General features: G+C 71.0%; 20 protein-coding genes. 2 read left to right on the top strand and 18 right to left on the bottom strand.

Going from position 1 to position 26,743, the window contains the following annotated elements; genetic code table 11:
* From ABZS97_RS05815 to ABZS97_RS05835, 5 genes are all read right to left on the bottom strand, one after another.
* Nucleotides 1–96 (bottom strand): hypothetical protein (locus ABZS97_RS05815; protein ID WP_351812805.1); only part of this gene is annotated, 96 nt, incomplete at its 3' end.
* A gap of 125 nt (nt 97–221) precedes the next feature.
* Nucleotides 222–749, bottom strand: coding sequence for an acetolactate synthase small subunit (gene ilvN, locus ABZS97_RS05820; protein WP_356133981.1), 528 nt, complete (start codon nt 747–749; stop codon nt 222–224).
* Between the two features lie 26 nt (nt 750–775).
* Nucleotides 776–2,659, bottom strand: coding sequence for an acetolactate synthase large subunit (locus tag ABZS97_RS05825; RefSeq protein ID WP_356133983.1), 1,884 nt, complete (start codon nt 2,657–2,659; stop codon nt 776–778).
* 226 nt (nt 2,660–2,885) lie between these two features.
* Nucleotides 2,886–5,939: an EAL domain-containing protein gene (locus tag ABZS97_RS05830; RefSeq protein ID WP_356134135.1), complete on the bottom strand. Its 3,054-nt coding sequence runs from the start codon at nt 5,937–5,939 to the stop codon at nt 2,886–2,888.
* A gap of 443 nt (nt 5,940–6,382) precedes the next feature.
* Nucleotides 6,383–7,324, bottom strand: a complete 942-nt coding sequence (locus ABZS97_RS05835; protein ID WP_356133985.1) for a 2-hydroxyacid dehydrogenase — start codon at nt 7,322–7,324, stop codon at nt 6,383–6,385.
* Nucleotides 7,325–7,400: 76 nt separating this feature from the next.
* On the opposite strand from ABZS97_RS05835, the gene ABZS97_RS05840 reads away from it, so the two are divergent.
* Nucleotides 7,401–8,399 carry an aldo/keto reductase gene (locus tag ABZS97_RS05840; protein ID WP_356133987.1) on the top strand — a complete coding sequence of 333 codons (999 nt, stop codon included), beginning with the start codon at nt 7,401–7,403 and terminating at the stop codon, nt 8,397–8,399.
* A gap of 103 nt (nt 8,400–8,502) precedes the next feature.
* The gene (locus ABZS97_RS05845; protein WP_356133989.1) at nt 8,503–9,651 is read left to right on the top strand and encodes a PQQ-dependent sugar dehydrogenase; all 1,149 of its coding nucleotides are present in this window, start codon (nt 8,503–8,505) and stop codon (nt 9,649–9,651) included.
* Between the two features lie 30 nt (nt 9,652–9,681).
* On the opposite strand, the gene ABZS97_RS05850 is transcribed toward ABZS97_RS05845, so the two are convergent.
* From ABZS97_RS05850 to ABZS97_RS05910, 13 genes are all read right to left on the bottom strand, one after another.
* Nucleotides 9,682–9,924, bottom strand: a complete 243-nt coding sequence (locus ABZS97_RS05850; RefSeq protein WP_356133991.1) for a DUF6191 domain-containing protein — start codon at nt 9,922–9,924, stop codon at nt 9,682–9,684.
* A gap of 38 nt (nt 9,925–9,962) precedes the next feature.
* Complete coding sequence (locus ABZS97_RS05855) at nt 9,963–13,031, bottom strand: AAA family ATPase (protein ID WP_356133993.1); 3,069 nt, start codon at nt 13,029–13,031, stop codon at nt 9,963–9,965.
* A 113-nt stretch (nt 13,032–13,144) separates the two neighbouring features.
* Nucleotides 13,145–13,357 carry a hypothetical protein gene (locus ABZS97_RS05860; RefSeq protein ID WP_356133995.1) on the bottom strand — a complete coding sequence of 71 codons (213 nt, stop codon included), beginning with the start codon at nt 13,355–13,357 and terminating at the stop codon, nt 13,145–13,147.
* A 182-nt stretch (nt 13,358–13,539) separates the two neighbouring features.
* Nucleotides 13,540–14,166: a hypothetical protein gene (locus ABZS97_RS05865; RefSeq protein ID WP_356133997.1), complete on the bottom strand. Its 627-nt coding sequence runs from the start codon at nt 14,164–14,166 to the stop codon at nt 13,540–13,542.
* A gap of 35 nt (nt 14,167–14,201) precedes the next feature.
* Nucleotides 14,202–14,777, bottom strand: a complete 576-nt coding sequence (locus tag ABZS97_RS05870) for a GNAT family protein (RefSeq protein ID WP_356133999.1) — start codon at nt 14,775–14,777, stop codon at nt 14,202–14,204.
* Complete coding sequence (locus ABZS97_RS05875; protein WP_356134001.1) at nt 14,755–16,995, bottom strand: MMPL family transporter; 2,241 nt, start codon at nt 16,993–16,995, stop codon at nt 14,755–14,757. Before ABZS97_RS05875 ends, ABZS97_RS05870 begins: the two co-directional genes overlap by 23 nt.
* Nucleotides 16,996–17,262: 267 nt before the next feature.
* The gene (gene gatB / locus ABZS97_RS05880; protein WP_356134003.1) at nt 17,263–18,780 is read right to left on the bottom strand and encodes an Asp-tRNA(Asn)/Glu-tRNA(Gln) amidotransferase subunit GatB; all 1,518 of its coding nucleotides are present in this window, start codon (nt 18,778–18,780) and stop codon (nt 17,263–17,265) included.
* A gap of 15 nt (nt 18,781–18,795) precedes the next feature.
* Complete coding sequence (locus ABZS97_RS05885) at nt 18,796–19,035, bottom strand: hypothetical protein (RefSeq protein ID WP_356134005.1); 240 nt, start codon at nt 19,033–19,035, stop codon at nt 18,796–18,798.
* A complete protein-coding gene (gene gatA / locus ABZS97_RS05890) occupies nt 19,032–20,537 on the bottom strand; it encodes an Asp-tRNA(Asn)/Glu-tRNA(Gln) amidotransferase subunit GatA (protein WP_356134007.1) in 1,506 nt (501 codons plus the stop codon). Before gatA ends, ABZS97_RS05885 begins: the two co-directional genes overlap by 4 nt.
* A gap of 5 nt (nt 20,538–20,542) precedes the next feature.
* Nucleotides 20,543–20,839, bottom strand: a complete 297-nt coding sequence (gatC, locus tag ABZS97_RS05895; RefSeq protein ID WP_015036350.1) for an Asp-tRNA(Asn)/Glu-tRNA(Gln) amidotransferase subunit GatC — start codon at nt 20,837–20,839, stop codon at nt 20,543–20,545.
* A gap of 205 nt (nt 20,840–21,044) precedes the next feature.
* Nucleotides 21,045–23,261: a bifunctional diguanylate cyclase/phosphodiesterase gene (locus ABZS97_RS05900; protein WP_356134009.1), complete on the bottom strand. Its 2,217-nt coding sequence runs from the start codon at nt 23,259–23,261 to the stop codon at nt 21,045–21,047.
* Between the two features lie 260 nt (nt 23,262–23,521).
* Entirely contained in the window at nt 23,522–25,717 is a 2,196-nt protein-coding gene (ligA, locus tag ABZS97_RS05905) for an NAD-dependent DNA ligase LigA (RefSeq protein ID WP_356134011.1), read from the bottom strand.
* Nucleotides 25,718–25,732: 15 nt separating this feature from the next.
* The gene (locus tag ABZS97_RS05910; protein WP_356134013.1) at nt 25,733–26,740 is read right to left on the bottom strand and encodes a methionine synthase; all 1,008 of its coding nucleotides are present in this window, start codon (nt 26,738–26,740) and stop codon (nt 25,733–25,735) included.
* Nucleotides 26,741–26,743 lie beyond the last annotated feature (3 nt).

Here is a 26,743-nt window from a genome sequence, read left to right on the forward strand (position 1 = left end):
GTGGGCGTGGCCCTGGCTGCCGTAGCCGATGACCGCGACCTTGCGGCCCTGGATGATGGACAGGTCGGCGTCGGCGTCGTAGAACAGCTCGGCCACTGGGGATCTCCTTGGTGTGCGGTGTTGCGTCCCACCGTACGGCGGGCGGGGGAAGGGAAGTTTTCGGGTCTCGGCATCCGGGCGGTCGACGATCGCCGACCGCCCGGATCAAGCCGGTTCCAGAGTTACGCGGATCGGTCCAGAGCGCGCAGCGAGCGGTCGGTGATCGAACGGGCGCCGCGGCCGATGGCGATCGTGCCGGACTGCACGAGCTCCTTGATGCCGAAGGGCTCCAGCATCTTGAGCATGGCCTCCAGCTTGTCACTGCCGCCGGTGGCCTCGATCGTGACGGCCTCCGGGGAGACGTCCACGGTCTTGGCGCGGAACAGCTGGACGATCTCGACGATCTGGGAGCGCGTCTCGTTGTCGGCGCGCACCTTCACCAGAACGAGTTCGCGCTGAACGGCCGAGCCGGGTTCCAGCTCGACGATCTTCAGGACGTTGACGAGCTTGTTGAGCTGCTTGGTGACCTGTTCGAGGGGGAGTTCCTCGATCACGTTCACCACGATGGTGATGCGGGAGATGTCGGCGTGCTCGGTGACTCCGACGGCGAGCGAGTCGATGTTGAAGCCGCGCCGGGAGAACAGGGCCGTGATCCGGGCGAGGACACCGGGCTTGTTCTCGACGAGGACGGAGAGCGTGTGCTTGGACATGGGTCTCGTTCCTTTTCCTACGGCTCTCAGTCGTCTTCGTTGTCGCCGAAGTCGGGGCGGACGTCCCGGGCGGCCATGATCTCGTCGTTCGAGGTGCCGGCGGCGACCATCGGCCACACCATGGCGTCCTCGTGGACGATGAAGTCGATCACGACGGGGCGGTCGTTGATCGAGTTCGCCTCCTCGATGCACTTGTCGAGGTCGTCCGGGGACTCGCAGCGGATCGCGTAGCAGCCCATGGCCTCCGACAGCTTCACGAAGTCGGGGACGCGGGTGCCCTGGCGGGGCGCCGTGGACGCGCCGACCTGGGAGCCGGTCGTGTGGTGGCCGGTGTCGTCGGCGTGCAGGACCGTGCTGGAGTAGCGCTGGTTGTAGAAGAGGGTCTGCCACTGGCGGACCATCCCGAGGGCGCCGTTGTTGATGATGGCGACCTTGATCGGGATGTTGTTCAGGGCGCAGGTGGTCAGTTCCTGGTTGGTCATCTGGAAGCAGCCGTCGCCGTCGATCGCCCAGACCGTCTGGTCCGGGGCTCCGGCCTTGGCGCCCATCGCGGCCGGGACCGCATAGCCCATGGTTCCGGCGCCGCCGGAGTTCAGCCAGGTCGAGGGCTTCTCGTACTGGATGTAGTGCGCGGCCCACATCTGGTGCTGGCCGACGCCCGCGGCGAAGATCGTGCCCTCGGGGGCGAGCTGCCCGATGCGCTCGATGACCTGCTGGGGCGAGAGCGAGCCGTTCTCCGGCTGCTCATAGCCCAGCGGGTATGTCTCGCGCCACCGGTTCAGGTCCTTCCACCAGGCGCTGTAGTCGCCCCGGTGGCCCTCGCTGTGTTCCTTCTGCACGGCCTGGACCAGGTCGGCGATGACCTCGCGGGCGTCACCGACGATCGGCACGTCGGCGACACGGTTCTTGCCGATCTCCGCGGGGTCGATGTCGGCGTGCACGACCTTGGCGTACGGGGCGAAGCTGTCCAGCTTGCCGGTGACGCGGTCGTCGAAGCGGGCTCCGAGGGCGACGATCAGGTCGGCCTTCTGCAGCGCGGTGACGGCGGTGACCGCACCGTGCATGCCCGGCATTCCCACGTGCAGCTTGTGGCTGTCGGGGAATGCGCCGAGCGCCATCAGGGTGGTGGTGACGGGCGCTCCGGTGAGTTCTGCGAGGACCTTCAGCTCGGCGGTGGCGCTTGCCTTGAGGACGCCGCCGCCGACGTAGAGGACGGGCCGCTTGGCCTGGGTGATGAGCTTGGCGGCCTCGCGGATCTGCTTGGCGTGCGGCTTGGTCACCGGGCGGTAGCCGGGCAGGTCCTGGGTGGGCGGCCACTGGAAGGTGGTCTGCGCCTGGAGGGCGTCCTTGGCGATGTCGACGAGGACCGGGCCGGGACGGCCGGTGGAGGCGATGTGGAAGGCCTCCGCGATCGTCCGCGGGATGTCCTCCGCCTTGGTCACCAGGAAGTTGTGCTTGGTGATCGGCATCGTGATGCCGACGATGTCCGCCTCCTGGAAGGCGTCCGTGCCGATCGCCTTCGACGCCACCTGCCCGGTGATCGCCACGAGCGGCACCGAGTCCATGTGGGCGTCCGCGATCGGCGTCACCAGGTTGGTGGCACCGGGACCCGAAGTCGCCATGCAGACACCGACCCTGCCGGTGGCCTGGGCGTAACCCGTGGCCGCGTGACCTGCGCCCTGCTCGTGGCGCACGAGCACGTGGCGCACGCGCTTCGAGTCCATCAGCGGGTCGTAGGCCGGGAGGATCGCACCGCCGGGAATGCCGAATACCGTGTCGGCCCCGACCTCCTCAAGAGAACGGATGAGGGACTTCGCGCCCGTGACGTGCTCGGGGGCGGACGGCTGTCCTCCGGAACGGGGCCGCGGCTGCGGATGGTGGGCCCCGGTGGCCTGCTCGGTCATCGGCATTCTCTTCTCGATGCTGAGGGTTTTTGCGAGGTTTGTACGGTGTTGGACTGGTGCCTGTGCAACAAAAAACCCCTCGTGCCGTGAGGCAAGCGAGGGGAGCGCGCCGGGTGCGGTCGCTGGGTGTTCCGGGTCCGTCCGGTAGTCACCAGCTTCAGCCGACGCGCTTTCCAAGTACGAGAATTCGGGTGCGCATGGCATTGACCCTCCCCCCGGCACGCACTGACTGTCAAGTGGGTGGGACGGGAGTCTCATTATGTGAGCGGAGGGCAGTACCGCCCCCGTAGACAGCGGACACACCACCGGTGTACACCCCGGCGCCGCCGCCCGCGAACGCGGGCTCGGCCGGGCCGTGCGGGACCGGATAGTGGCCGGCGGACAGCGCCCGACGCAGCCGGTACTCGTCCAGCGGCCCGCAGAAGGCCATGCCCTGTCCATGGGTGCAGCCCATCGCGCGCAGGGCGACGACCTGCTCGGGCAGGTCCACACCGTCGGCCACGGACTGCAGCCCCAGGTCGGTGGCGATGCGCAGCAGCCCGCTGGTGATCTTGTGCAGCCGAGCGGACTCGACGACGCCCTCGACGAGGCTTCTGTCCAGCTTCAGTACGTCGACGGGGAGGCGGCGCAGCGCGGTGATGGCCGCATAGCCGCTGCCGAAGCCGTCCAGGGCGATCCGGACGCCGAGCCTGCGCAGCGCGTTCAGGCGGCGCTCCAGCTCGTCCAGGGAGACCCTCGGATCCGTGTCCGACAACTCGACGACCAGCGCCCCGGAGGCGAGGCCGTGCCGGGTGAGAAGGGACTCGATGGAACCGAGGGGCAGCGAGCGGTCGAGCAGGCGCCGTGCGCTCATCCGGACCCCGACGGGCACCGCGAGGCCGGTGGCGGCGCGCTCGGAGGCCTGCTCGACGGCCTCCTCGAGCATCCAGCGGCCCAGCTCCGCGGTCTTGTCGCTGTCCTCGGCGACGCGCAGGAACTCGGCGGGCGTGAAGAACACGCCCTGGGAGGAACGCCAGCGCGCCTGGGCGGTGACCGAGGTGATCCGGCCGTTCTCCAGCGAGACCACCGGCTGGTGCAGCAGGGCGAACTCGCCGTCGTGCAGGGCGGCCCGCAGCCGGGTGGCCAGCTCCGCCTTGCGTACGACGTCCTGCTGCATCTGGGGTGCGTACAGCTCGACGCGGCCCTTGCCGGCCGCCTTGGCGCGGTACATGGCGAGGTCTGCGTTGCGCAGCAGCTCGCCCGCGCCGAGACCCGGTTCGGAGAACGCGACACCGATGGACGCGGCGACCCGGACATCGTTGCCGTCGATGTCGTACGGCTGCGAGAGCGTGACGCGCAGCCGGTCGGCGAGCTCGAAGATATGGCGTTCGCGCGCGGTGCGGTCGCGGGTGCCGTCGCCGACGATGAGGGCCGCGAACTCGTCGCCGCCCAGCCGGGAGGCGGTGTCCCCGTACCGGACCGCGTCCTGGAGTCTGCGGGCGGCCTGGACGAGGAGCTCGTCCCCGGCCTGGTGCCCGATCGTGTCGTTGACGGCCTTGAAGCCGTCGAGGTCGATGAAGAGGACGGCCGTGCCGCGGTCGGAGGAGCGGCGGCCGGAGAGCGCCTGCTGGACGCGCCGGGTGAACAGGGCGCGATTGGGCAGGTCGGTGAGCGGGTCGTGCTCGGCGTTGTGCTGCAACTGGGCCTGGAGGCGCACTCTCTCGGTCACGTCGCGGCTGTTGAAGATGAGGCCGCCGTGGTGGCGGTTGACGGTGGACTCCACGTTGAGCCAGCCTCCCCCACTCTCGGCTCCGCTCGAGCGGGAGGTGCCCCCGTCACCGGACTTGAAGCGGCACTCGATGCGGGTGGTGGGCTCCTCGACGGGGTTGGCTGCGAGGAAGCGGCGCACCTCGTGCACCACGCAGCCCAGGTCCTCCGGGTGGATGAGCGTGGCGAGCTCGGAGCCGACGAGGTCCTCGGCGGCCCTGCCGTAGACCCCGGCGGCGGCGGGGCTGACGTAGCGCAGGATGCCGTTGGGCGCGGCGATCATGATGACGTCGCTGGAGCCCTGGACCAGGGAGCGGAAGTGGTTCTCCTTCTGCGCCAGTTCCTGGGTGAGGGTGATGTTGTCGAGCAGCATGATGCCCTGGCGCACGACAAGGGCGAGGACGACCATGCCGGCGGTGATGAGCACGACGCGGTCGACGCTGCGGCCGTTGAGGACGTTGTAAAGGATCCCCAACGTGCAGACGGCGGCGGCCAGATAGGGCGTGAGCGCGGCCAGTGATCCGGTGATCGGGCGGGTGGCCGAATACCGACCGTGTCCGCCGTCCTGCGGGAACACGTACGGATGGCCTCCCCGACGCTCCAGGTCGCCTTGGTGCTCCTGATACTCCTGGAGCTCCTGGTGTTCCTCATGCCCCGCGTATTCGTCGTACCCGTCGTACCCGTCGCGTCCGTCGCGGCCCTCGTACCGCCGGAGCCCTTCCTGTCGCGGTCCCGGGATGTGTTCGTGCACCACGCGCGCGTGCCCGTCGCTGTCCGCCCGTCCGAAGCGGCTCGCCCAGGGGGCGTACGCCAGGAGCAGCGAGCCGGCGAACCAGCCCGCGTCGAGGAGTTGCCCTGAGCGGTAGTCGTTGTGCAGGAGGGGTGAGGTGAACAGGGCGTCGCACATCACGGTCAGGGCGAGTGCGCCGATCGCCGTGTTCACCGCGGAGCGGTTCACCGGGGAGCGCCGGAAGTGCAGCGCGAGCACCATGCTGACCAGCGCGATGTCCAGCAGCGGGTACGCGAGGGAGAGCGCGGTGTGGGCGACGCTCGACCCGTCGAACTTCGCCGCCTGTGCGAGGGCGAGACTCCAGGAGAGCGTGAGCAGCGAGCCGCCGATCAGCCAGGCGTCCAGCGCCAGGCACACCCAACCCGCCTTGGTCACGGGCCTCTTGGCAAGCACGAGCAGTCCTACGATGGCGGGCGGAGCGAAGCACAGGAAGAACAGGTCGGCGAAGCTGGGGCTGGGTACCGGGCGGTCCAGGACCACCTCGTACCACCCCCAGACCAGGTTGCCCAGCGACGCCATGGCGGAGGAGAGCGAGAAGAGCAGCCACGCGGGTCGAAAGCGGCTGCGACGAGTGCGGGCGTAGAGGAAGCAGGAGACCGCCGCGGTGCCCGCCGCGGCGCTCAGCCCGAAATCGCCCATGACCAGTGCGAGACTCGCGGAGCCCCAGCCGATCGCGGAACCGACGGCGTATCCCGCGCAGAACAGGGCCAGGACGAGCTGTGAGCACAGGCCCGTCCCGCCGCCGGTCATCGGCCGGCGGGTCAGCAGCGCTCCCGGGGAGCTCACCGGGTCCACCCGGTCCGCGCCGCGGGGTCCCGCGGATCCCTCGGCGCTGGGTGAGGATGCCTCCGGCGGCTGCCGTGCCTGCGGTGGTGATGTCCGCTCTGGCAGCCCGGTTTGTGTCTGCGCGCGGCCGAACACCAGGGTCGTCGGCGTCCCCGCCGCGTCGGATCGTTGCTCCATAGGCTGTGCATCGCCCGTCGCCCCCCTCGCAGTCTTGATGTTCCATCCCCGGCGCCGAACGGTGCGCGGCGCAGCCCCTGTCGGGACGATACACCAGTCTCGTCACTCAGGGACATAGTTCCTCTACGCTCCGTGACGATCAGCGGCGGTATGGACACACCGCGCATTCGGGGGACTGCGAAGAGTGCTCGAACCGGACGGGAATCGAACACTCTGTGAACAGAAGCGTGTTACGCGCCGGTTGTCAGTACTACGTTCCGCAGCGGCTCCCCGCGCGCGAAACGGTTCAGCTGTGCCACCAGGAGCCGCCTGGCGCGGGGCAGGAACGCCGAGGTGGGGCCGCCGACGTGCGGGCTGATGAGTACCCCGGGGGCGTGCCACAGCGGGTGTCCCTGGGGCAGCGGTTCGGGGTCGGTGACGTCGAGTGCGGCGGTGATACGGCCGTTCTCGAGTTCGGCGAGAAGGGCCTTCGTGTCCACCACGGGTCCGCGCGCGACGTTGACCAGCAGGGCGCCGTCCTTCATACGGGACAGGAAGTCGGCGTTCACCAGGCCTCGGGTGGCCTCGGTGAGGGGGGTGGACATGACGACGACGTCGGCTTCGGGCAGCAGGGCGGGAAGATCGGTGAGCGCGTGCACCGGTCCGTGCGCCGTAGTGCGCGCGGAGCGTGCGACGCGCACCACCCGCTCCAGTTCGAAGGGCGCGAGCCGGTCCTCGATGGCGGCCCCGATCGACCCGTAGCCCACGATGAGCACCGTCTTGTCGGCCAGCGCCGGGTAGAACCCCGACCGCCACTCCTCCTTGTCCTGGCCCCGGACGAAGCCTGGGATGCCCCGCAGGGACGCGAGGATCAGCGCAAGGGTGAGTTCACCGGTGCTCGCCTCGTGCACCCCGCGCGCGTTGCACAACTGCACGCCCGGGCGAAGGGACTTGAGGGCGGGCAGCACATGGTCGACCCCGGCGGAGAGCGTCTGCACGGCACGCACCGATGCCATTTCGGCCATCGGACGCCGTGAGACGGGGGCCGGCTTCATGTAAGGGACGACATAGAACGCGCAGTCGCCGGGATCCGCGGGAAACTCCTGGTCACCGTCCCAGAAGCGGTAATTGAGGCCCTCGGGGAGGCCGTCGATCTCTTCGGCGTGGAACGGAAGCCATACGTCGGAAGTCATGGTCAGGAGGCTATGCGAAGCGGCCGGCGGTGCAGAGGTTAGTTTGGGGGTGCCAGGAGAGGGAGGGTACGTCCAGGTGGAGCGCAGGACGATCGGTGCGGCGACGCTCGATGTGGGGGCGGTCGGGCTCGGGTGCATGCCGATGAGCTGGGCTTACACCGGTTCGCGGCAGCGCGGCGAGGAGTCGCTGCGCGCGGTGCACGCGGCGCTGGACCGGGGGTCGACGCTGCTCGACACGGCCGACATGTACGGGCCGTTCACCAATGAGCTGCTGCTGGGCCGGGTGCTGAAGGAGCGGCGGTCCGAGGCCTTCGTGTCGACGAAGGTCGGCCTGCTGGTGGGCGAGCAGCACATCGTGGCCAACGGGCGCCCCGGCTATGTGAAACGGGCCTGCGACGCGTCGCTGCGCCGACTGCAGACGGACGTGATCGATCTCTACCAGCTGCACCGAGCGGATCCCGAGGTACCGGTCGAGGAGACGTGGGGCGCGATGGCCGAGCTCGTTTCGGCCGGAAAGGTACGGTCGTTGGGGCTGTGCGCGGTAGGGGCCCGCGCCGGACGGCGCTCGGGCGGTCGGCTGCACGACGGAACGATCCGGCAGCTGGAGCGGGTGCAGCAGGTCTTCCCGGTGAGCGCGGTGGAGGCCGAGCTGTCGGTGTGGTCGGCGGAGGCCCTGGACGCGCTGCTGCCGTGGTGCGCGGCGCGCGGTGTGGGCTTCCTCGCCGCGATGCCGCTCGGCAACGGCTTCCTGACCGGGACGCTCACCCCCGGAGAAGGCTTCGAACCCGACGACGTACGCGCCCGCCACCCCCGTTTCACCGCCGAGATGATGGCGGCGAACCAGCCGATCGTCGTCGGCCTGCGGCGGGTGGCCCGTCGGCACGGCGCCGACGTCACCCCCGCCCAGGTGGCGCTGGCCTGGGTGCTGGCGCAGGGGCGGCACGTGGTGCCGGTGCCGGGGGCGAAGCGGGAGCGGTGGGCCGTGGAGAACGCGGACGCGGCCGCACTGGAGCTGACGGCGGGGGATCTCGCGGAGATCGCGGAGCTGCCGGGGGCGCGCGGGTCCTGGGACTGAGCCCCCGCCAGGATTCGTTGATCGGGAACCTGCAGGACGCTCACGGTGTAAGACACAGTAGAACCGTCGCGTCGAAGGGACCTTGATCGTGCAACGTCGAGCTGTGACGGCCGTGTTGGCCACGGGCGCACTGTTGCTGGCGGCCGGCTGCTCCTCCGACGGGGGAGGAGAGCCGACCGGCGGCAAGAGCGCGTCACCGAGCGGTACGAAGCAGGGGGCCACGCCCTCCGGGAAGGCCCAGGAGGACGCCCCGCCCGCGAAAGGCTCGGTGAAGGTGGTCCGCACGGTCACCGAGGGCCTGAAGTCCCCCTGGGGCCTCGCACCGCTGCCCGAGGGCGACCTCCTCGTCTCCTCACGGGACGAGGGGACGATCACCCGGGTCGACGAGCGGACCGGGAAGAAGACCGTGCTGGGCGAGGTCCCCGGGGTGGCCCCCGCGGGAGAGGGCGGCCTGCTGGGCCTCGCGCTCTCCCCCACGTACGCCACGGACCACATGGTCTACGCGTACTTCACCACGGAGTCCGACAACCGCATCGCCCGCATGCTGTACGACGAGAAGAAGCCGCCGGGCGAGCAGCTCGGCGCGCCCGACACGATCTTCAAGGGCATCCCCAAGGGGATGATCCACAACGGCGGCAGGATCGCGTTCGGTCCGGACAAGATGCTCTACGCGGGCGCGGGCGAAACCGGCGACACGGGCCTGGCCCAGGACAAGAAGGCTCTGGGCGGCAAGATCCTGCGCCTGACCCCGGAGGGCGAGCCGGCGCCCGGCAACCCCTTCGACGACTCCCCCGTGTACTCCTACGGCCACCGCAATGTGCAGGGCCTCGCCTGGGACGACAAACAGCGCCTGTGGGCCTCCGAGTTCGGCCAGGACACCTGGGACGAGCTGAACCAGATCAAGCCGGGCGACAACTACGGCTGGCCGGAGGTCGAGGGCAAGGGCAACGACGCCAAGTACCACGACCCGATCGCCCAGTGGCACACGAACGACGCCTCGCCCAGCGGAATCGCCTATGCCGAGGGCTCGATCTGGATGGCGGGTCTTCGCGGCGAACGCCTGTGGCGCATCCCGCTGCGTGGCACCGAGGCCTCCGCCGACCCGCAGGCCTTCCTCAAGGGCAGGTACGGCCGGCTGCGCACGGTGGTCCCGGCGGGCGGCGACAAGCTGTGGCTGGTCACGAGCGAGACGGACGGGCGGGGGTCGCCGGGAAATGGGGACGACCGGATCCTTGAGCTGGAGGTGAAGTAGCGGGCCCGACCTCAGGCCCGGCCGGACACCTCAGGCCCCGTTCCCGGCCCTGTTCTCGTCCGCGTCCCCGCCCTCGTCCTGATCCGTGGCCGTCCGCTCCTGCTCCTGCTCCTGTGCGGGCAGGCGTACGACCACCTTGCCCGAGGACAGGTCTATGGGGCCGCGGCCGGGGTCGCCGTCGTTCAGGTCCACGCGGGACAGTTCCAGCCGCTTGCGTTCGTCGTTGGTGTGCTTGCGACCTGGTGCGAAGAGCTCCTCGAACATGTTGAACACAGGGCCTCCCTCGGCCTGGATCCTTCACAGCGTAAGCCTCACCCCACCGCCTGCGCGGCGGAGGTCTCGGGCGGGAACAGCCGCAGCCGGTGTGCCAGCGCCGCCGCCTCGCCCCTACCTGAGACGCCGAGCTTGGCGAGAATGTTCGACACATGGACGCTCGCGGTCTTCGGGGAGATGAAGAGTTCCTCGGCGATCCCGCGGTTGCTGCGGCCGGCCGCGACCAGACGCAGGACGTCACGCTCGCGGGTGGTGAGACCCAGTGCCCTGGCCGGGTCGGCGACGGCCGGGGCGGGCTCTCCGGGCGCGTGCTCCAGGGTGAGGCGGGCGCGCCGGGCGAGCAGCGCCACGGCCTCGGCGAGCGGGCGGGCACCGAGGTGCTCGGCGACGGCCAGGGACAGCCGGAGCAGTTCCGTGGCGCGGGCGCGCTCCTCGTCGCCGGCGTCCGCCGCGAGCAGGGCCTCGGCGAGGCGGTACCGGACGCGTGCGAGGTCGTAGGGGCGCTCCAGGGACTCGAAGGCGGCCGCCACCTCCCACCACTCGTCCGGGATGCGCCGGCCCTCGGCGCGCCGGAGTTCGACGCGGACCCACTGCTCGTACGCCTGCCAGAGCGGCGCCCCGGTCGCGAGTGACCGGGCGGCCTTGCGGATGCGTTCGACGACCGAGGCGCGGCCCTGTTCGGCGACCGGCAGGCCGCGGGCGTCGGCCTCCGCGGAGGCCGCGGCGAGCAGCACCGCCCAGGCGTAGCGCTGGGTGCCGGGCGGGAAGCCGGCGCCGAGGGCATGGTCGAGTTCGGCGCGGGCGTCGAGGAGACGGCCTTCGGCGGCGGCGATACCGATGGCGACCTGGGTCATGGGCAGGTTGTGCTGGTGCATGGGGTCGTGGGTGCCGAAGTGGACGCGGGCCGCGTCCAGTTGGCGGACCGCCTCGGCGATGTCGCCGCGGGCGAGCGCGAGTCGGGCGAACTGGGTGGAACCGCCACCCCGCGGCTTGGCGCCCTCGCCGATCGTCCGGGCCTTCACCGCGGCCTCCCGGGACTCGTCCCAACGCCCCAGCGAGAACAGCGACTTGGCGAGGTTGAGCCATACCCAGGCCTCGGAGTCGAGCAGACCCGTCTCCTGGGTCAGGCGCAGGCCCTCGCCCAGGATGTCGATCGCTTCCGTGGAGCGGCCGATGCCTTCGAGCACGGACGGCAGGTTCACATGGCTGCGGCCCACGACGGCGGTCAGGCGCCGCTCGGCCACCTGGTCCTTGACCTCGTACATCTCGGCGAGACCGGATGCGATGTCACCCGCGTCGACCATGAGTCCGCCGAGGGTGAGCCGCGCGGTCAGTTCGATCTCGTCGGCGTTCACCATGCGCGCGTAGTCGACGGCCCGCTGGGCGTCGGAGAGGACGTCGGGGCCCGGCTCGTGGAGCCAGGACCAGCCGGCGACCAGGGCGAGGACCTCGGCGTGCACCTCGGACGGCGGCAGGCCACGTACCAGCTCCTGGGCCCTGGCGAGTTCCTGCCGGCCGTCACCGCGGGCCTGCGCCTGCACCAGACGGGAGCGCTGGACCCAGAACCAGGCGGCGCGCAGGGGATCGTCCTCCTCCTGAAGGAGGTGCAGCGCGCGTTTGGTGATCTTCAGGGCGCGTTCGCGCTCCCCGCACAGCCGGCCCGCGACGGCGGCCTCGGCCATCAGGTCGAGATAGCGCAGGGACGTGCTCGCCGGATCGCAGCCGCAGGGAGGGTAGACCTCCACGTAGTCGACGGGGCGCAGGGCGCTGCGTACGGCGTCGGGGGCGACGTCCCACAGCTCCATCGCCCGCTCCAGGAGCCGGAGTTGCTCGGAATGGGCGTGCCGGCGGCGGGCCTCGACGGAGGCGTCGAGGACGGCGGGCAGCGCCTTGGCGGCGTCGTGCGCGTGGTACCAGTAGCTGGCCAGGCGGGTGGTGCGCTCGTCGGCCGGTACGAGCCCGGGGTCGGCCTCCAGCGCCTCGGCGTAGCGGCGGTTGAGGCGGGAGCGCTCGCCGGGCAGCAGGTCGTCGCTGACGGCCTCGCGGACCAGGGAGTGGCGGAAGCGGTAGCCGTCGCCGCCGGGCGAGGCGAGCAGGATGTTGGCGCCGACGGCGGCCCGCAGCGCCTCGATGAGGTCGTCCTCGGCGAGCCGGGCGACGGCGGCGAGCAGCGCGTACTCGACGGTCGAGCCGCCCTCGGCGACGATCCGGGCGACCCGCTGGGCCCCCTCGGACACGCTCTCGACACGGACCAGGAGGAGGTCGCGCAGCGAGTCGGTCAGGCCGGTGCGGCAGCCCTCGTGCGCGGCGACGGCCAGCTCCTCGACGAAGAAGGCGTTGCCGTCGGAGCGTTCGAAGATCTCGTCCACCTGGGCCGGGTCCGGTTCCTGGGCGAGGATCCCGGCGACCTGGCGGCCGACCTCGGCGCGGCTGAGGCGGCTCAGTTCGATACGGCGGACGGTGCGCAGCCGGTCCAGCTCGGCCAGCAGCGGGCGCAGCGGGTGGCGGCGGTGGATGTCGTCCGCGCGGTAGCTGGCGACGACGACGAGTCGGCCGGTGCGCAGCGTACGGAAGAGGTAGGCGAGGAGGTGGCGGGTGGAGGCGTCGGCCCAGTGCAGGTCTTCGAGGACGACGACGACCGTGCGGTCGGCGGCGACGCGCTCCAGGAGGCGGACGGTGAGTTCGAAGAGGCGGGCCATGCCCTCCTCGCCGTGCCGGCTGTCAGGTCGGCGGGACGCTTCGGCCAGTTCGGGCAGCAGCCGGGCCAGCTCCTCCTCCTGACCGGCGGCAGCCTGGGCGAGTTCGTCCGGGAGCTGTCGGCGCAGGGCGCGCAGGGCGGCGGAGAAGGGCGCGAACGGCAGTCCGTCGGCGCCGATCTCGACGCAGCCGCCGCAGGCGACGACGGCACCCTCGCGGGCGGCCGCGGCGGAGAACTCCTCCAGCAGCCGGGTCTTGCCGACACCCGCCTCGCCGCCGAGCAGCAACGCCTGCGGCTCTCCCCCGGGGCCGTCGGCGGCGCGGGCGAGCGCTTCGTTCAGTACGCCCAACTCGCCGGCGCGGCCGACGAACACCGGGCTGACGGACCTGGTCTCCACGTGCCCGAGCATCGCACAGGGGTCCGACACAGCGGCACCGGCCGTGGGGAGAGCCACGACCGGTGCCGCTGGAATCCGTGGAGGGCGGCCGACCCCCGTACGGCCGCCCTCCCTTGGCCCGGTGCTCACGCCGCGCGAGCGAACCGGTGCCGCCGGGGACGGCGGCTATGGGACCGCGCCTCGGCGTCGTCCTGAGCGGAGGTCTCGCCCCGCCCGGACGCGCGGGTCTCGGCGCGGCGGGCGGCCCGGGCGCGGAGCGCCTCGCGCACCAGCCGGTCGTGCTGCGCCGCGGCCAGCAGGTCGGCGGACCGGGTCTGGTGAAGCTCGTACTCGAACATCTCGTACCCCTCGTGAAGAGTCGGTTTCTGCCTCGCTTGTTGCGATGCCTCAACTTTCGTCTCCAAGGGGGGTGCGTCACATCGGGAGAGTTCCGCATCCTTGGACGCACCAGGGGCCTTAGTCCCGCCGTAAGTCGCTCACGGCGGGCCTAAGGCCCCTCAGAAGTCGGTGAATGCGCCGGTCAGGTGGTCGGCATGGCCATCAGGACGTCGGTGTACTTCAGGACGGCCAGCAGCAGCCCTACGAGGCCGAGCGCGACGCCCGCCCAGGCGACGGACTTGATCCACGGGGCCTGGGCCGGCACCCGCTCGGGGTTGCCGAACGCCGGGCGGGCCAGCACGGCGACACCGGCGAGCAGGGCCACCAGTGCGAAGGCGCCGGCGACCAGCGCGTTGGCGTTCCACGAGTCGGCGTAGACCTGCTTGATCTGCGTGGAGACGCTCGCGCTCGACGCGGTCTGCAGCTGGCCGTACAGCGAGTCGCGCGCCTGGGCGACGGTGCCGAGCCAGCTGCCGGTCAGCGAGACCAGGCCGAGGGCCGCCGCCACGACGGCCGCGGCGCCCTGGCCGACGGCCGCGGCGGGCCCGTCCTCGGCCGCCGCCGTCAGGTCGCCCGCGTCGGCGCTGTCGTCCTCGTCCTCGATGTCGGCCGAGGCCTCCGCGGCGGCGGTCTCCGCCGTTTCGTCGGCGTCGGCCTTGGTGACATCCGCCTTGGTGGCGTCGGCCTTGGTGACGTCCGCCGTTTCCTCGTCGCTCTTCGCCTCGGTGCCGTTCGCGTCCACGGCCTCGTCCACAGTCTTGGTTCCCATGCGACGCACCGTACGGACGCTGTCTGAGAGGTTCCTTAATGATCGCTGTGTGCGCCACTCGCGCGCAGCGCACGCCACTCGGGGGCCAGCAGGGACCACACCTCCAGGTCGAGCCGTACGCCCTGGTGGAGGTGGCTCTCGCGCTGCACGCCGTCCCTGGTCATGCCGAGCCGCCGGGCCACGTTCAGGCTCGGGCGGTTGCCGGAGGCGGCGATCCACTCGACGCGGTGGATGCCGCGCTCCTCGATCGCCCAGTCGATGAGCACCCGCATCGCCCGGGTGATCAGCCCGCGCCCGGTCGCGGCGGGCTCCAGCCAGCACCCGACCTCGCAGTTGCCCCGCTCCGCGTCGAAGTTCAGCGTGAGCACCCCGCCCACGAGCGTTCCGTCCAGCCAGATGCCGTGGTACGAGGCGGTGTCCGCGGCCCGCATGTCGGCGTACCGCTGGAGTGTGTCCCGCGCCGAGGCCAGGTCCGTGGCCTTGGAGCCGAAGGGGATGAACTGCCCGATGAACTCCCTCCCCCGGTTCAGGTGCGCCAGGAACTCCTCGGCGTGCCAGGGCTCCAGGGGCCGCAGTTCCGCTTCGCCGTCACCCAGGGATATCGCGTACATCCTGCCGCTGCTCCTTCTCCAGTACGTCCGCCACGTCCAGCGCTACGTCCGCGAGCCTCTCATGTGCGGCACGGCGCTCGGGCGGCTCGATGCTGATGCGCGGCAGACGTCGGTCGAGCCAGCGGGGCAGCCACCAGTTGGCGCCGCCGAGCAGGTGCATGAGGGCGGGGACGAGGAGTGTCCGCAGGACGAAGGCGTCCAGGGCGACGGCCGCGGCGAGGGCGATGCCGAACATCGCGATCACACGGTCGCCGCTGAGGACGAAGGCGAGGAAGACGGAGATCATGATCACGGCGGCGGAGTTGATCACGCGGCTGGTCTCGGCGAGGCCGACCCGGACCGCCCGCCGGTTGTCGCCGGTCTCCAGCCACTCCTCGTACATCCGGCTGACCAGGAAGACCTGGTAGTCCATGGACAGCCCGAAGAGGACGGACACCATGATCACCGGGAGGAACGGCTCGATCGGTCCGGCGCGGCCGAGGCCGAGCAGCTCGCTCCCCCAGCCCCACTGGAAGATCGCGACGACGACACCGAAGGCGGCGGCGACCGCGGCGATGTTCATCACGGCGGCCTTCAGCGGGATGCCGAGGGAGCGGAAGGCGAGCAGCAGCAGGACGCAGCCCAGGCCGATGACGACGCCGACGAAGAGGGGCAGCTTGCCGACGATGACGTCCGCGAAGTCGTCGTAGCTCGCCGTCACACCGCCGACGTGCAGGTCGAGCGAGGTGTCCGCCTCGGCGCGCGGCAGCACCTCGGTGCGCAGCCGGTCCACGAGGTCGCTGGTCCTCTGCGACTGCGGCGCCGACTCCGGGACGACGGTGAGGTACGCCGTGCTCCCACTGGTGTCGTACGTCACCGGAGTCACGGACTGGACTCCGGCGGTGGCCCGCAGGGTGGTGTCGAGGTTGTCGAGCGCGAGCTTGTCCGCGCCGCTGTCGACGTGGGTGACCAGGGTGAGCGGGCCGTTCACGCCGGGGCCGAAGCCGTCGGCCAGCAGGTCGTAGGCCTGGCGGGTGGTCGTCGCCTTCGGGTCGTTGCCCTGGTCGGAGGTGCCGAGGTGGAGCGAGAACGTGGGCAGCGCCAGCAGGGCCATGACCACGACGGCGAGCGCGCCGAGCAGCTTGGGGTGGCGCTCCACAAAGGCGGACCAGCGGGCGGCGAACCCGGTCGGGATCTCCGGCATGGGCCCGTGCTCGGCCAGCCGGCGCCGCTCGCGTCTGCTGAGGGCGCGCGGGCCGATGAAGGACAGCAGGGCGGGCAGCAGGGTCACCGACGCGGCGACGGTGAGGACCACGGTCAGCGAGGCGGCGATCGCGACACCGTTGAGGAAGCCGAGCCGCAGGATGAGCATGCCGAGCAGGGCGATGCAGACGGTGGCACCCGCGAAGACGACGGCACGCCCGGTGGTGGCGACGGCGTTCTGCGCGGCCTCGGCCACCGACAGGCCGCGTTTGAGGCCTCTGCGGTGCCGGGTCACGATGAACAGCGCGTAGTCGATGCCGACGCCGAGCCCGATCAGCATGCCGAGCATGGGCGCGAAGTCGGCGACGGTCATGGCGTGCCCGAGCAGCCCGATTCCCGCGTACGCCGTCCCGACGCCGATGAGCGCGGTGGCGATGGGCAGCATCGAGGCGGCGAACGAGCCGAAGGCGAGGAAGAGGACCACGGCGGCGACGACCACGCCGACGACCTCGGCGAGATGCCCGCCGGAGGGCTCCGTGAGCGCGATGGCGCTGCCGCCCAGCTCGACCTGGAGCCCGTCCGCCCTGGCGGACTCGGCGGCGTCGACGACGGCCTGGGCCTCGCCCTTGTCGATGCCCTCGGCCTTGTCGTCGAACGTCACGACCGCATACGCCGTACGTCCGTCGCCGCTGATCTGGCTCGCGCCGGAGCCCTGGTACGGGCTGACGACGGAGGCCACCCCGGGGAGGTCGGCGATCCTGTCCAGGGTCCGGGTCATCGTCTGTTCGATGTCGGCGGAGCGCACGGTGCCCGGGGTGGTGTGCCAGACGACGGTGTCGCTGTCGCCGCCGAGGTCGGGGAAGCCGTCCTGGAGGAGCTGGGTGGCGCGGCCCGACTCGGTGCCCGGCGCCTCGTAGTCGTTCGAGTACGCGGAGCCCATGACCGCCGCGGCGGCGCTCACGCCGCCGAAGGCGAGGAGCCACAGCAGAACGGCGACGAGGCGGTGCCGGACACACCAGCGTGCAAGGGCTGCCACGAAACGTGCTCCCAGGTGGATTTGGGGATCTTTGACCGGGAACAGTCTGCAATGAACTGAACAGCCCGCAAAGAACGCATGAGCAATGCCAAACCACTCTTGCAGCCGGAAGTGATCCTTTGTCGCTTTCGTGGACTTCCTCACAGGACTGCGAGCCAAGTCACAGGACAAATCAAAGGACTCTGTCGCACCGCTCACGCACCCCGGACACGCCTGAGGGGTGCATCGCAACCGATGCACCCCTCAGGGCCCTCAGGAACGCCGGAGTCAGCCCTCGCTGACGCCCAGCTTCTCCAGGATGAGCTCCTTGACGCGGGCCGCGTCGGCCTGGCCGCGGGTGGCCTTCATGACCGCGCCGACCAGGGCTCCCGCGGCGGCGACCTTGCCGCCGCGGATCTTGTCCGCGACGCCCGGGTTGCCGGCGATGGCCTCGTCGACGGCGGCGGTCAGCGCGCCCTCGTCCGAGACGACCTTCAGTCCGCGCTTGTCGACGACCTCGTCCGGGGTGCCCTCGCCGGCGAGGACGCCCTCGATGACCTGGCGGGCGAGCTTGTCGTTGAGGTCACCGGCGGCGACGAGCTGCGACACCCGGGCGACCTGCGCCGGGGTGATCGGCAGGTCCTCCAGGGGCTTGCCCGACTCGTTGGCGCTGCGGGCCAGTTCACCCATCCACCACTTGCGGGCGGACGCGGCGTCCGCGCCGGCCTCGATCGTGGCGACGATCGGGTCGATGGCACCGGCGTTGAGGATCGACTGCATGTCGTGGGCGCCCACGCCCCACTCCTCGCGCAGCCGGTTGCGGCGGGCCAGCGGCTGCTCGGGCAGCCCGGCACGCAGCTCTTCGACCCAGTCGCGCGACGGCGCCACCGGAACGAGGTCGGGCTCCGGGAAGTACCGGTAGTCCTCGGCCTCCTCCTTCACTCGGCCCGAGGTGGTGGACCCGGTGTCCTCGTGGAAGTGGCGGGTCTCCTGGATGATCGTGCCGCCGGAGCTGAGGACCGCGGCGTGCCGCTGGATCTCGAAGCGGGCCGCACGCTCCACGGAGCGAAGCGAGTTGACGTTCTTGGTCTCGCTGCGCGTGCCGAACTTCTCGCGGCCGTGCGGGCGCAGCGACAGGTTCACGTCGCAGCGCATCTGGCCCATCTCCATGCGGGCCTCCGAGACGCCGAGCGCCTTGATGAGCTCGCGCAGCTCGGCGACGTACGCCTTGGCGACCTCGGGAGCGCGCTCGCCCGCACCCTCGATCGGCTTGGTGACGATCTCGATGAGGGGGATGCCCGCGCGGTTGTAGTCGAGCAGGGAGTGCGAGGCGCCGTGGATACGGCCCGTCGCGCCACCGACGTGCATCGACTTGCCGGTGTCCTCCTCCATGTGGGCGCGCTCGATCTCCACGCGGAAGACCTCGCCGTCCTCCATCTGGACGTCCAGATAGCCGTTGAAGGCGATCGGCTCGTCGTACTGGGAGGTCTGGAAGTTCTTCGGCATGTCCGGATAGAAGTAGTTCTTCCGGGCGAAGCGGCACCACTCGGCGATCTCGCAGTGCAGCGCGAGGCCGATCTTGATGGCGGACTCGATGCCGATCGCGTTGACGACGGGCAGCGCGCCGGGCATGCCGAGGCAGGTGGGGCAGGTCTGCGAGTTGGGCTCGGCGCCCAGCTCGGTCGAACAGCCGCAGAACATCTTGGTCCTGGTGCCGAGCTCGACATGGACTTCGAGGCCCATGACGGGGTCGTACGACGCCAGCGCGTCCTCGTACGACAGCAGCTCGTCGGTCGTGGTGGTCACGGTGAAGCTTCCCTCTCAGCCCAGCAGGACGTCGTCGTCGCCCAGGCGCTTGAGCTCCCGGTAGAGGATGGCGAGGCCGGTGACGATGGCGGCGGCGGACACGGCCGCGTCGATCAGCCGCAGCGTGTCGCTCTCCGAGCGGGCCTTCTTGGCCTGCTTGGCGACGCTGACGGCACCGAACGCGGTGGTCGCGATGGACAGGTACGTGCCGGACTTGGACTTCTTGAAGCCCTTGGCCTTGGTCAGTGCGCTCACAGCGACGGAGCCTCCTCGATCAGCGGGTGGCCCCACCTTTCCACGAAGGCGGCCTCGACAGCAGCGCCTACCTTGTAGAGGCGGTCGTCCTTCATCGCGGGGGCGATGATCTGCAGCCCGACCGGAAGGTTGTCCTCCGGCGCGAGACCGCAGGGCAGCGACATGGCCGCGTTGCCCGCGAGGTTGGTCGGGATGGTGCACAGGTCCGCGAGGTACATCGCCATCGGGTCGTCGGCGCGCTCGCCGATCGGGAAGGCGGTGGTGGGCGTGGTCGGGGAGACGATCACATCCACCTGCTCGAACGACTTCTCGAAGTCGCGCGTGATGAGCGTACGGACCTTCTGGGCACTGCCGTAGTACGCGTCGTAGTAGCCGCTCGACAGGGCGTACGTGCCGAGCATGATGCGGCGCTTGACCTCGGGGCCGAAGCCCGCCTCACGGGTGAGGGAGGTGACGTCCTCGGCGGACTTCGTGCCGTCGTCGCCGACGCGGAGGCCGTAGCGCATCGCGTCGAAGCGGGCGAGGTTGCTGGAACACTCGCTCGGCGCGATCAGGTAGTACGCGGCCAGCGCCAGGTCGAAGGACGGGCAGTCCAGCTCGACGATCTCGGCGCCCAGCTCCTTGAGGAGCGCGACGGCCTCGTCGAACCGCTGCACGACACCGGCCTGGTAGCCCTCGCCGCGGAACTGCTTGACCACACCGACGCGCATACCGGCCACGCTGCCGTTGCGGGCGGCCTCGACGACCGGCGGGACCGGCGCGTCGATGGACGTGGAGTCCAGCGGGTCGTGTCCGGCGATGACCTCGTGCAGGAGGGCCGCGTCCAGGACCGTACGGGCGCAGGGGCCGCCCTGGTCGAGGGAGGACGAGAACGCCACCATGCCGTAGCGCGACACACCGCCGTACGTCGGCTTGACGCCGACCGTGCCGGTGACGGCGGCGGGCTGGCGGATGGAACCGCCGGTGTCGGTGCCGATGGCGAGCGGCGCCTCGAAGGAGGCGAGCGCGGCGCTCGATCCACCGCCGGAGCCACCGGGGATGCGGGTGAGGTCCCACGGGTTGCCGGTCGGCCCGTACGCGCTGTTCTCGGTGGAGGACCCCATGGCGAACTCGTCCATGTTGGTCTTGCCGAGGATGACGACGTCGGCGGCCTTCAGCCTCTTGGTGACGGTCGCGTCGTACGGCGGGATCCAGCCCTCGAGGATCTTGGATCCGACGGTGGTCGGGATCCCCTCGGTGGTGAAGATGTCCTTGAGCGCCAGCGGCACGCCGGCGAGCGGGCCGAGCAGCTCGCCGCGCTCGCGCTTCGCGTCGACGGAGCGGGCCTGCGCGAGGGCACCTTCCCGGTCGACGTGCAGGAAGGCGTGCACCTTCTCGTCCACGGCGTCGATGCGGGCGAGGTGGGCCTCGGTGACCTCGACGGCGGTGAGTTCGCCGGAGGCGACCTTCGCGGCGATCTCGGCTGCCGTGAGCCTGATGATGTTGACGTTGGTGTCCGTCATGGTGATTAGTCCTCCCCCAGGATCTGCGGCACCTTGAAACGCTGCTGCTCCTGGGCCGGGGCGCCGGAGAGCGCCTGCTCGGGGGTGAGCGACGGACGGACCTCGTCCGCGCGCATGACGTTCGTCAGCGGCAGCGGATGAGAGGTCGGCGGTACGTCTTGGTCGGCGACCTCGCTGACGCGGGCGACCGCGCCGATGATGTCGTCGAGCTGGCCGGCGAAGTGGTCGAGCTCTTCGCCCTTCAGCTCCAGACGCGCCAGCCGTGCGAGGTGGGCGACCTCCTCGCGCGTGATGCCAGGCATGCAGCGATCCTCTGGGGTGAGTGTGTGTGGTTTGGGCCCAATCCTATGGGGCGGGCACGGGTGCCCGCGCACGGGTTTGGTTCGGAGCGCGCTGCACGGAGGGTCGGCCGCCGACGGTGGCGAGCCCCCACAGGGGAGCTGTACGTCTCGAGGCGACAGTCACGGGCGGTGCGTGGACGGGGAACGATCCCGGCCGAAGGCCGGATTATTCGTCCGCGGCAGCCGCAGGAAGTGCGGCTGCCGGCCGCTGCCACCCCCGAGACCCCCGCGCCAGCAGCCACGCCGTGGCCTCGTCGGGCGGCATCGCCGCGGCGACGAGCCACCCCTGCACCGCGTCGCACCCCAGATCCCGCAGCCGCTCCCACGTCTCGTCGTCCTCGACGCCCTCGGCGACCACCAGCAGTCCGAGCGAGTGCGCGAGGTCGACGGTGCAGCGCACGATCTCCGCGTCCTCGTTGTCCACGGCGAGCCGGGCCACGAAGGACCGGTCGATCTTCAGCTCGCTGACGGGCAGCCGCCGCAGATGCACCAGCGAGGAGTACCCGGTACCGAAGTCGTCGAGCGACATCTTCACGCCGTGCCCGGTCAGCCCGGCCAGGGTGTCCGCGGCCCGCTGCGGGTCCTCCAGCAGGACGTGCTCGGTTATCTCCAGCTGCAGCGACCCGGCGGGGACGCCGTGCCGGGCCAGCCGGGCGGCGACGGCTCCGGCGAAGCCGGGGGTGTGCACGTCGCGGGGGGACACGTTCACGGCGACCGGCACGTGCAGTCCCTGCGCCCGCCAGCGCGCGACCTGCGCGAGCGCCGTCTCCAGCACGTACTCCGTGAGGTGCGGCATCAGCCCGGAGGACTCGGCGATGGCTATGAACTCGTCCGGCGCCACCCTGCCGCGCTCGGGGTGCACCCACCGCACCAGCGCTTCGAGCCCGGCCACCTGTCCGTCGAAGCGGACCTTCGGCTGGTAGTGCAGTTCGACGTCGCCGGCGTCCAGGGCCCGGCGCAGATCCCCCAGCAGCCCGAGGCGGTCCGGGGTGTTGGAGTCCCGCTTGGACTCGTACACCTCTACGCCCGTACGGTCCCGCTTGGCCTGGTACATCGCGACGTCCGCGCGCCGCAGCAGCCCCTCCGCGTCGAGCGCGTGGTCGGGGAAGACGGCGAGCCCGGCGCTGGCCTCCAGGACGAGGGTGAGTCCGTCGAGGTCGAGCGGCGAGCCAAGGGCGGCCACCAGGTTGCGGGCGACCCGGGTCGCCGATGTCGTGGAATCGGCGACCGGCAGTAACACCGCGAACTCGTCACCGCCGAGCCGCGCGGCCTCCGCCCCGCGCGGCAGCGCCAGCCGCAGCCGGTCCGCTATCTGCAACAGCAGCCGGTCCCCGGCAAGGTGCCCCAACGTGTCATTGACGGAACGGAATCGGTCGAGGTCGATCAGCACCAGGGCGGAACGCGCACCGATTCGTTCGGCATCGTCCAGAGCCGTCCAGGTCCGCTCCAGCAGCCACTGCCGGTTGGGCAGTCCGGTGAGCCGGTCGCGCAACTGCTCCTCGGCCCGGGCGCGAGCGATCCACAGGGTGGAGTCGAGGGCGATCAGCGGAATCGAGAAGAGCGGCAGCAGCACCGGCAGGGCGACGGCGACCACGCAGATCAGCGGTGCGATGCCGAGCAGGGCGACCGCGACGAGCCCCTGTCTGACCAGGGCGGTGCGGGCGACGGTCGGCAGCCCGCCGGAGCGCGGCGCGTGCAGGTACCAGAGCAGGGTGCGGGTGACCGCGAGGTAGGCGATGGCGACCAGCATGACCTGGGGTGCCGCGTAGACGTCCCAGCTCTGCGGGTTCCAGGGCGCCTCGACGGACGGCACCCGTCCGAAGGCGGCCAGCACCAGTGCTCCGGCGCCGATGCCGAGGATGTCGACCGCGCCGTGCAGCACCCCTTGGCGCCGGCGGTTGCGCCGGGCCGTGGCGACCAGCACGACGACGGTGAGGCTGACCATTCCGGCCGGCACCCAGCCGTAGAGCAGCAGGACCGCGAGGGTGAGGGCGGCGCCGGAGCCCGTGCCGCCCCACCAGCGGGCGCGGCCGAGCGCCACCAGATGGCCCACGATGATGCCGGTCAGCAGGGCCAGCGACCAGCCCGCCGCTCCCGCCGGGAAGAGCGCGTGGTCTCCGGCGAACGCCCGGTAGAACCCGGCACCGAGGACGAACCCGGCGGCCGCGACGACCGCCCCGGGGAGCGCGGGCCAGGAGGTGTGCCGGTCCGGGTCGTGGTCGGGCAGGCCCGAGCCGCGCTCGTCGGTGAGGGGGGCGGAGTCGTGCGCGCCGGTGCCGGGGCGCTCCGAAGACCGCGCTGTCCGGCGGCTGTCCAGCCATGCGCCGGTCACCCGGCTCAGGCGCAGCCGTGAATCCGGAGCGGCGCTCTCGGTCGGTTCCATTCCCGTCCCTCTCACAGCCGGCGGTGCCCGCGCCCTGCAGCCCGATGCCTGCGACAACCGCCGCAGGCACCGTGCCGGAAAACCCTTCCCCTGGCTCGTGAAGAGCAGGGAGTGCGCCAACCGCAGCCGGGCACGGCAGGCGCACATCTCAACAGTAGGCCGCAGAAGGCTTCCACGGGCAGCGGTCGCCCACGGTTGCCCGAATGCGACCCGGCCACCCGTATGCATCTGATATGCGCCGAACGGGTGGCCTTCAACCGCTACTCCGCGACCGGAAGTGCAACGTCCGCCGCCGCCTCAGGCCCTTGTTCGAGCAGGACGACGAAGCCGTCCTCGTTCAGAACCGGAACCTTGAGTTGCATTGCCTTGTCGTACTTCGAACCCGGATTGTCACCCACAACGACGAAAGACGTCTTCTTGGAAACAGAACCGGTCACTTTTGCTCCCTGGCTCTGCAGGGCGTCCTTCGCACCGTCCCGTGTGAAGTGCTCCAGGGTGCCGGTGACCACGAGGGTGAGCCCTTCGAGCGGACGCGGCCCCTCGTCCTCGCCGGAGTGCTCCTCCTCCAGCCGGACTCCGGCGGCCCGCCACTTGCGGAGGATCTCCTGGTGCCAGTCGACCGCGAACCACTCCTTGAGCGAGGCCGCGACGATCCCGCCGACCCCGTCCACTGCGGTGAGTTCCGCCTCCGTGGCCTCCTGGATGCGGTCGATCGAGCGGAACTCGCGGGCCAGTGCCTCGGCGGCGACCGGGCCGACATGGCGGATCGACAGCCCAGTGAGGACGCGGGCGAGCGGGCGCTCCTTGGCGGCCGCGATGTTCTCCAGCATGGCAAGCGCGTTCTTCTTCGGGCCGCCCTCCTGGTTGGCGAAGACGGTGGCGATCTTCTCCTCGCCGGTCTCCGGGTCACGCTTGGGCAGCCCGCTGTCCTGGTCGAGGACATAGGCCTTGATGGGCAGCAGTTGCTCGATGGTGAGGTCGAAGAGATCGCCCTCGTCCCCCAGCGGCGGCTGGGCGGGCTCCAGCGGCTTGGTGAGGGCCGCGGCGGCGACGTATCCGAAGTTCTCGATGTCCAGGCACTTGCGCCCGGCCAGGTAGAAGAGCCGCTCGCGCAACTGGGCCGGGCAGCTCCGGCCGTTGGGGCAGCGCAGGTCGACGTCGCCCTCCTTCGACGGCGCCAGCGGTGTGCCGCACTCGGGGCACTCGGCGGGCATCACGAACTCCCGCTCGCTGCCGTCCCGCAGGTCGGCGACCGGGCCGAGGATCTCCGGAATGACCTCGCCGGCCTTGCGCAGCACCACGGTGTCCCCGATCAGGACGCCCTTGGCCTTGACCACGTCCTGGTTGTGCAGGGTCGCGAACTCGACCTCGGAGCCGGCGACCGTGACCGGTTCGACCTGGGCGTACGGCGTGACGCGGCCGGTGCGGCCCACCCCGACACGGATGTTGACGAGCTTGGTGTTGACCTCCTCCGGCGCGTACTTCCAGGCGATCGCCCAGCGCGGGGCCCGCGAGGTCGAACCGAGGCGCCCCTGCAGGGGGATCTCGTCGAGCTTCACGACCACGCCGTCGATCTCGTGCTCCACGGAGTGGCGGTTCTCGCCGAAGTGGGCGATGAACTCCCGTACGCCGTCGAGGTCGTCGACCACCTTGTTGTGTTTGGCCGTCGGCAGACCCCAGGCCTTCAGGAGGTCGTACGCCTCGGAGAGGCGGGTCATGCCGTCGAAGCCCTCCAGGGCTCCGATGCCGTGGACGACCATGTGCAGCGGCCGGCCGGCCGTGACGCGCGGGTCCTTCTGCCGCAGCGAACCCGCCGCCGCGTTGCGCGGGTTGGCGAAGGGCTTGTCCCCGGCCTCGACCAGGCGGGCGTTGAGCTCCTCGAACTTCTCCATCGGGAAGTAGACCTCGCCGCGGATCTCCACGAGGTCGGGGATGTGCTCGCCGGACGTCAGACGGTCCGGGATCTCCGCGATCGTGCGGACGTTGGGCGTGATGTCCTCGCCCGTGCGGCCGTCGCCGCGGGTCGCCGCGCGGGTGAGACGGCCGTGCTCGTAGGTGAGGTTGACGGCGAGGCCGTCGACCTTCAGCTCGCACAGGAAGTGGTACGCGGAGGTGCCGACGTCCTTGGCGACCCGGTCGGCCCAGGCCGCGAGCCCCAGGTCCTCGAAGGCGTTGTCGAGCGAGAGCATGCGCTGACGGTGCTGGACGGAGGTGAACTCCGTCTCGTACGCCCCCGCGACCTTCTGGGTCGGCGAGTCGGGGGTGCGCAGCTCGGGGTACTGCTCCTCGCATGCCTCCAGGGAGCGCAGGAGCGTGTCGAACTCCGCGTCGCTGACGACGGGAGCGTCCTTCACGTAGTACCGGAAGCGGTGCTCCTCGATCTGCTCAGCGAGCTGCGCGTGCTTCTCCCGTGCCTCGGCGGGCACCGTCGTCTCCGCTTGCTTGTCGCCGGCCACCGTGTTGTCCTCCCGTTACTCTGGGTTGTCCGCGAGGGATCTCGCCGCCCGGACGCAGTGGGCGAGCGCCGAGCGCGCGTACTGCGGGGAGGCCCCCGCGAGTCCGCACGACGGCGTGATCGTGACCGCCTCCGTGAGAAGCCCCGGATGCAGCCCCAGCCTGCGCCACAGCGTCCTGACACCCATGACGCTACCGGCAGGGTCCGACAACGGGCCGTCGGTGCCCGGCACGACACCGGCGAACAGCCGGGTGCCTCCCTCCACAGCCTCTCCGATCGCGTCGTCGTCACGCTCGGTGAGGAGCGAGAAGTCGAAGGAGATCGCGTCCGCGCCCGCCCGGCGCAGCAGGGCGAACGGGACGTCCGGTGCGCACGAGTGGACCACGACGGGCCCGTCGACGTGAACCCCGACGACGTCCCGGAGCGTGGCCTCCACGACCTGCCGGTCGACGGCCCGGTGCGTGCGGTATCCGCTCGCGCTCTTCACCTGGCCGCGCAGGACGGCGATCAGCGAGGGCTCGTCGAGTTGCAGGACGAGTTGGGCGCCGGGGACGCGTCGCCGTACCTCTTCGAGGTGGAGGCGCAGCCCCTCGGCGAGCGATCCGGCGAGGTCGCGGCAGGCGCCGGCGTCCGACAGCATCACCTCGCCGCTGCGCAGTTCCAGAGCGGCGGCCAGCGTCCACGGCCCGACCACCTGCACCTTGAGCGGCCCTTCGTAGCCCTGGGTGAACTCCTCCAGGGCGTCGAGGTCCTCGCCGAGCCAGGAGCGGGCCCTCTTGGTGTCCCGCCCCGGCCGGTCCCCCACCCGCCATCCGCTGGGCTCCACGCGCGCGTACAGCTCGACGAGCATCCCCGCGGTCCGCCCGATCATGTCGGCCCCGGGTCCGCGGGCGGGCAGCTCGGGAAGAAACGGGAAGTCCTCGAAGGACCCGGTGGCGGTCTTCGCGGCCTCCCGCGCGTCGCCACCGGGCAGGGAGCCGACCCCGGTGGCGGCCCCGAACCTGAACCTGCTGTCTTCGCTCACCCC

The sequence above is a fragment of the Streptomyces sp. NPDC005485 genome, from assembly GCF_040606085.1.
GTDB lineage: Bacteria > Actinomycetota > Actinomycetes > Streptomycetales > Streptomycetaceae > Streptomyces.

Bases quoted from the DNA above. Each gene is read 5' to 3' on its own strand.
- ilvN (WP_356133981.1), bottom strand. From the start codon at position 749: ATGTCCAAGCACACGCTCTCCGTCCTCGTCGAGAACAAGCCCGGTGTC.
- gatC (WP_015036350.1), bottom strand. From the start codon at position 20,839: ATGCCTGGCATCACGCGCGAGGAGGTCGCCCACCTCGCACGGCTGGCG.
- ABZS97_RS05865 (WP_356133997.1), bottom strand. From the start codon at position 14,166: ATGGGAACCAAGACTGTGGACGAGGCCGTGGACGCGAACGGCACCGAG.
- ABZS97_RS05830 (WP_356134135.1), bottom strand. From the start codon at position 5,939: ATGACCGGCGGCGGGACGGGCCTGTGCTCACAGCTCGTCCTGGCCCTG.
- gatA (WP_356134007.1), bottom strand. From the start codon at position 20,537: ATGACGGACACCAACGTCAACATCATCAGGCTCACGGCAGCCGAGATC.
- ABZS97_RS05870 (WP_356133999.1), bottom strand. From the start codon at position 14,777: ATGTACGCGATATCCCTGGGTGACGGCGAAGCGGAACTGCGGCCCCTG.
- ABZS97_RS05855 (WP_356133993.1), bottom strand. From the start codon at position 13,031: ATGCTCGGGCACGTGGAGACCAGGTCCGTCAGCCCGGTGTTCGTCGGC.
- ABZS97_RS05900 (WP_356134009.1), bottom strand. From the start codon at position 23,261: ATGGAACCGACCGAGAGCGCCGCTCCGGATTCACGGCTGCGCCTGAGC.
- ABZS97_RS05835 (WP_356133985.1), bottom strand. From the start codon at position 7,324: ATGACTTCCGACGTATGGCTTCCGTTCCACGCCGAAGAGATCGACGGC.
- ABZS97_RS05860 (WP_356133995.1), bottom strand. From the start codon at position 13,357: ATGTTCGAGTACGAGCTTCACCAGACCCGGTCCGCCGACCTGCTGGCC.
- ABZS97_RS05825 (WP_356133983.1), bottom strand. From the start codon at position 2,659: ATGCCGATGACCGAGCAGGCCACCGGGGCCCACCATCCGCAGCCGCGG.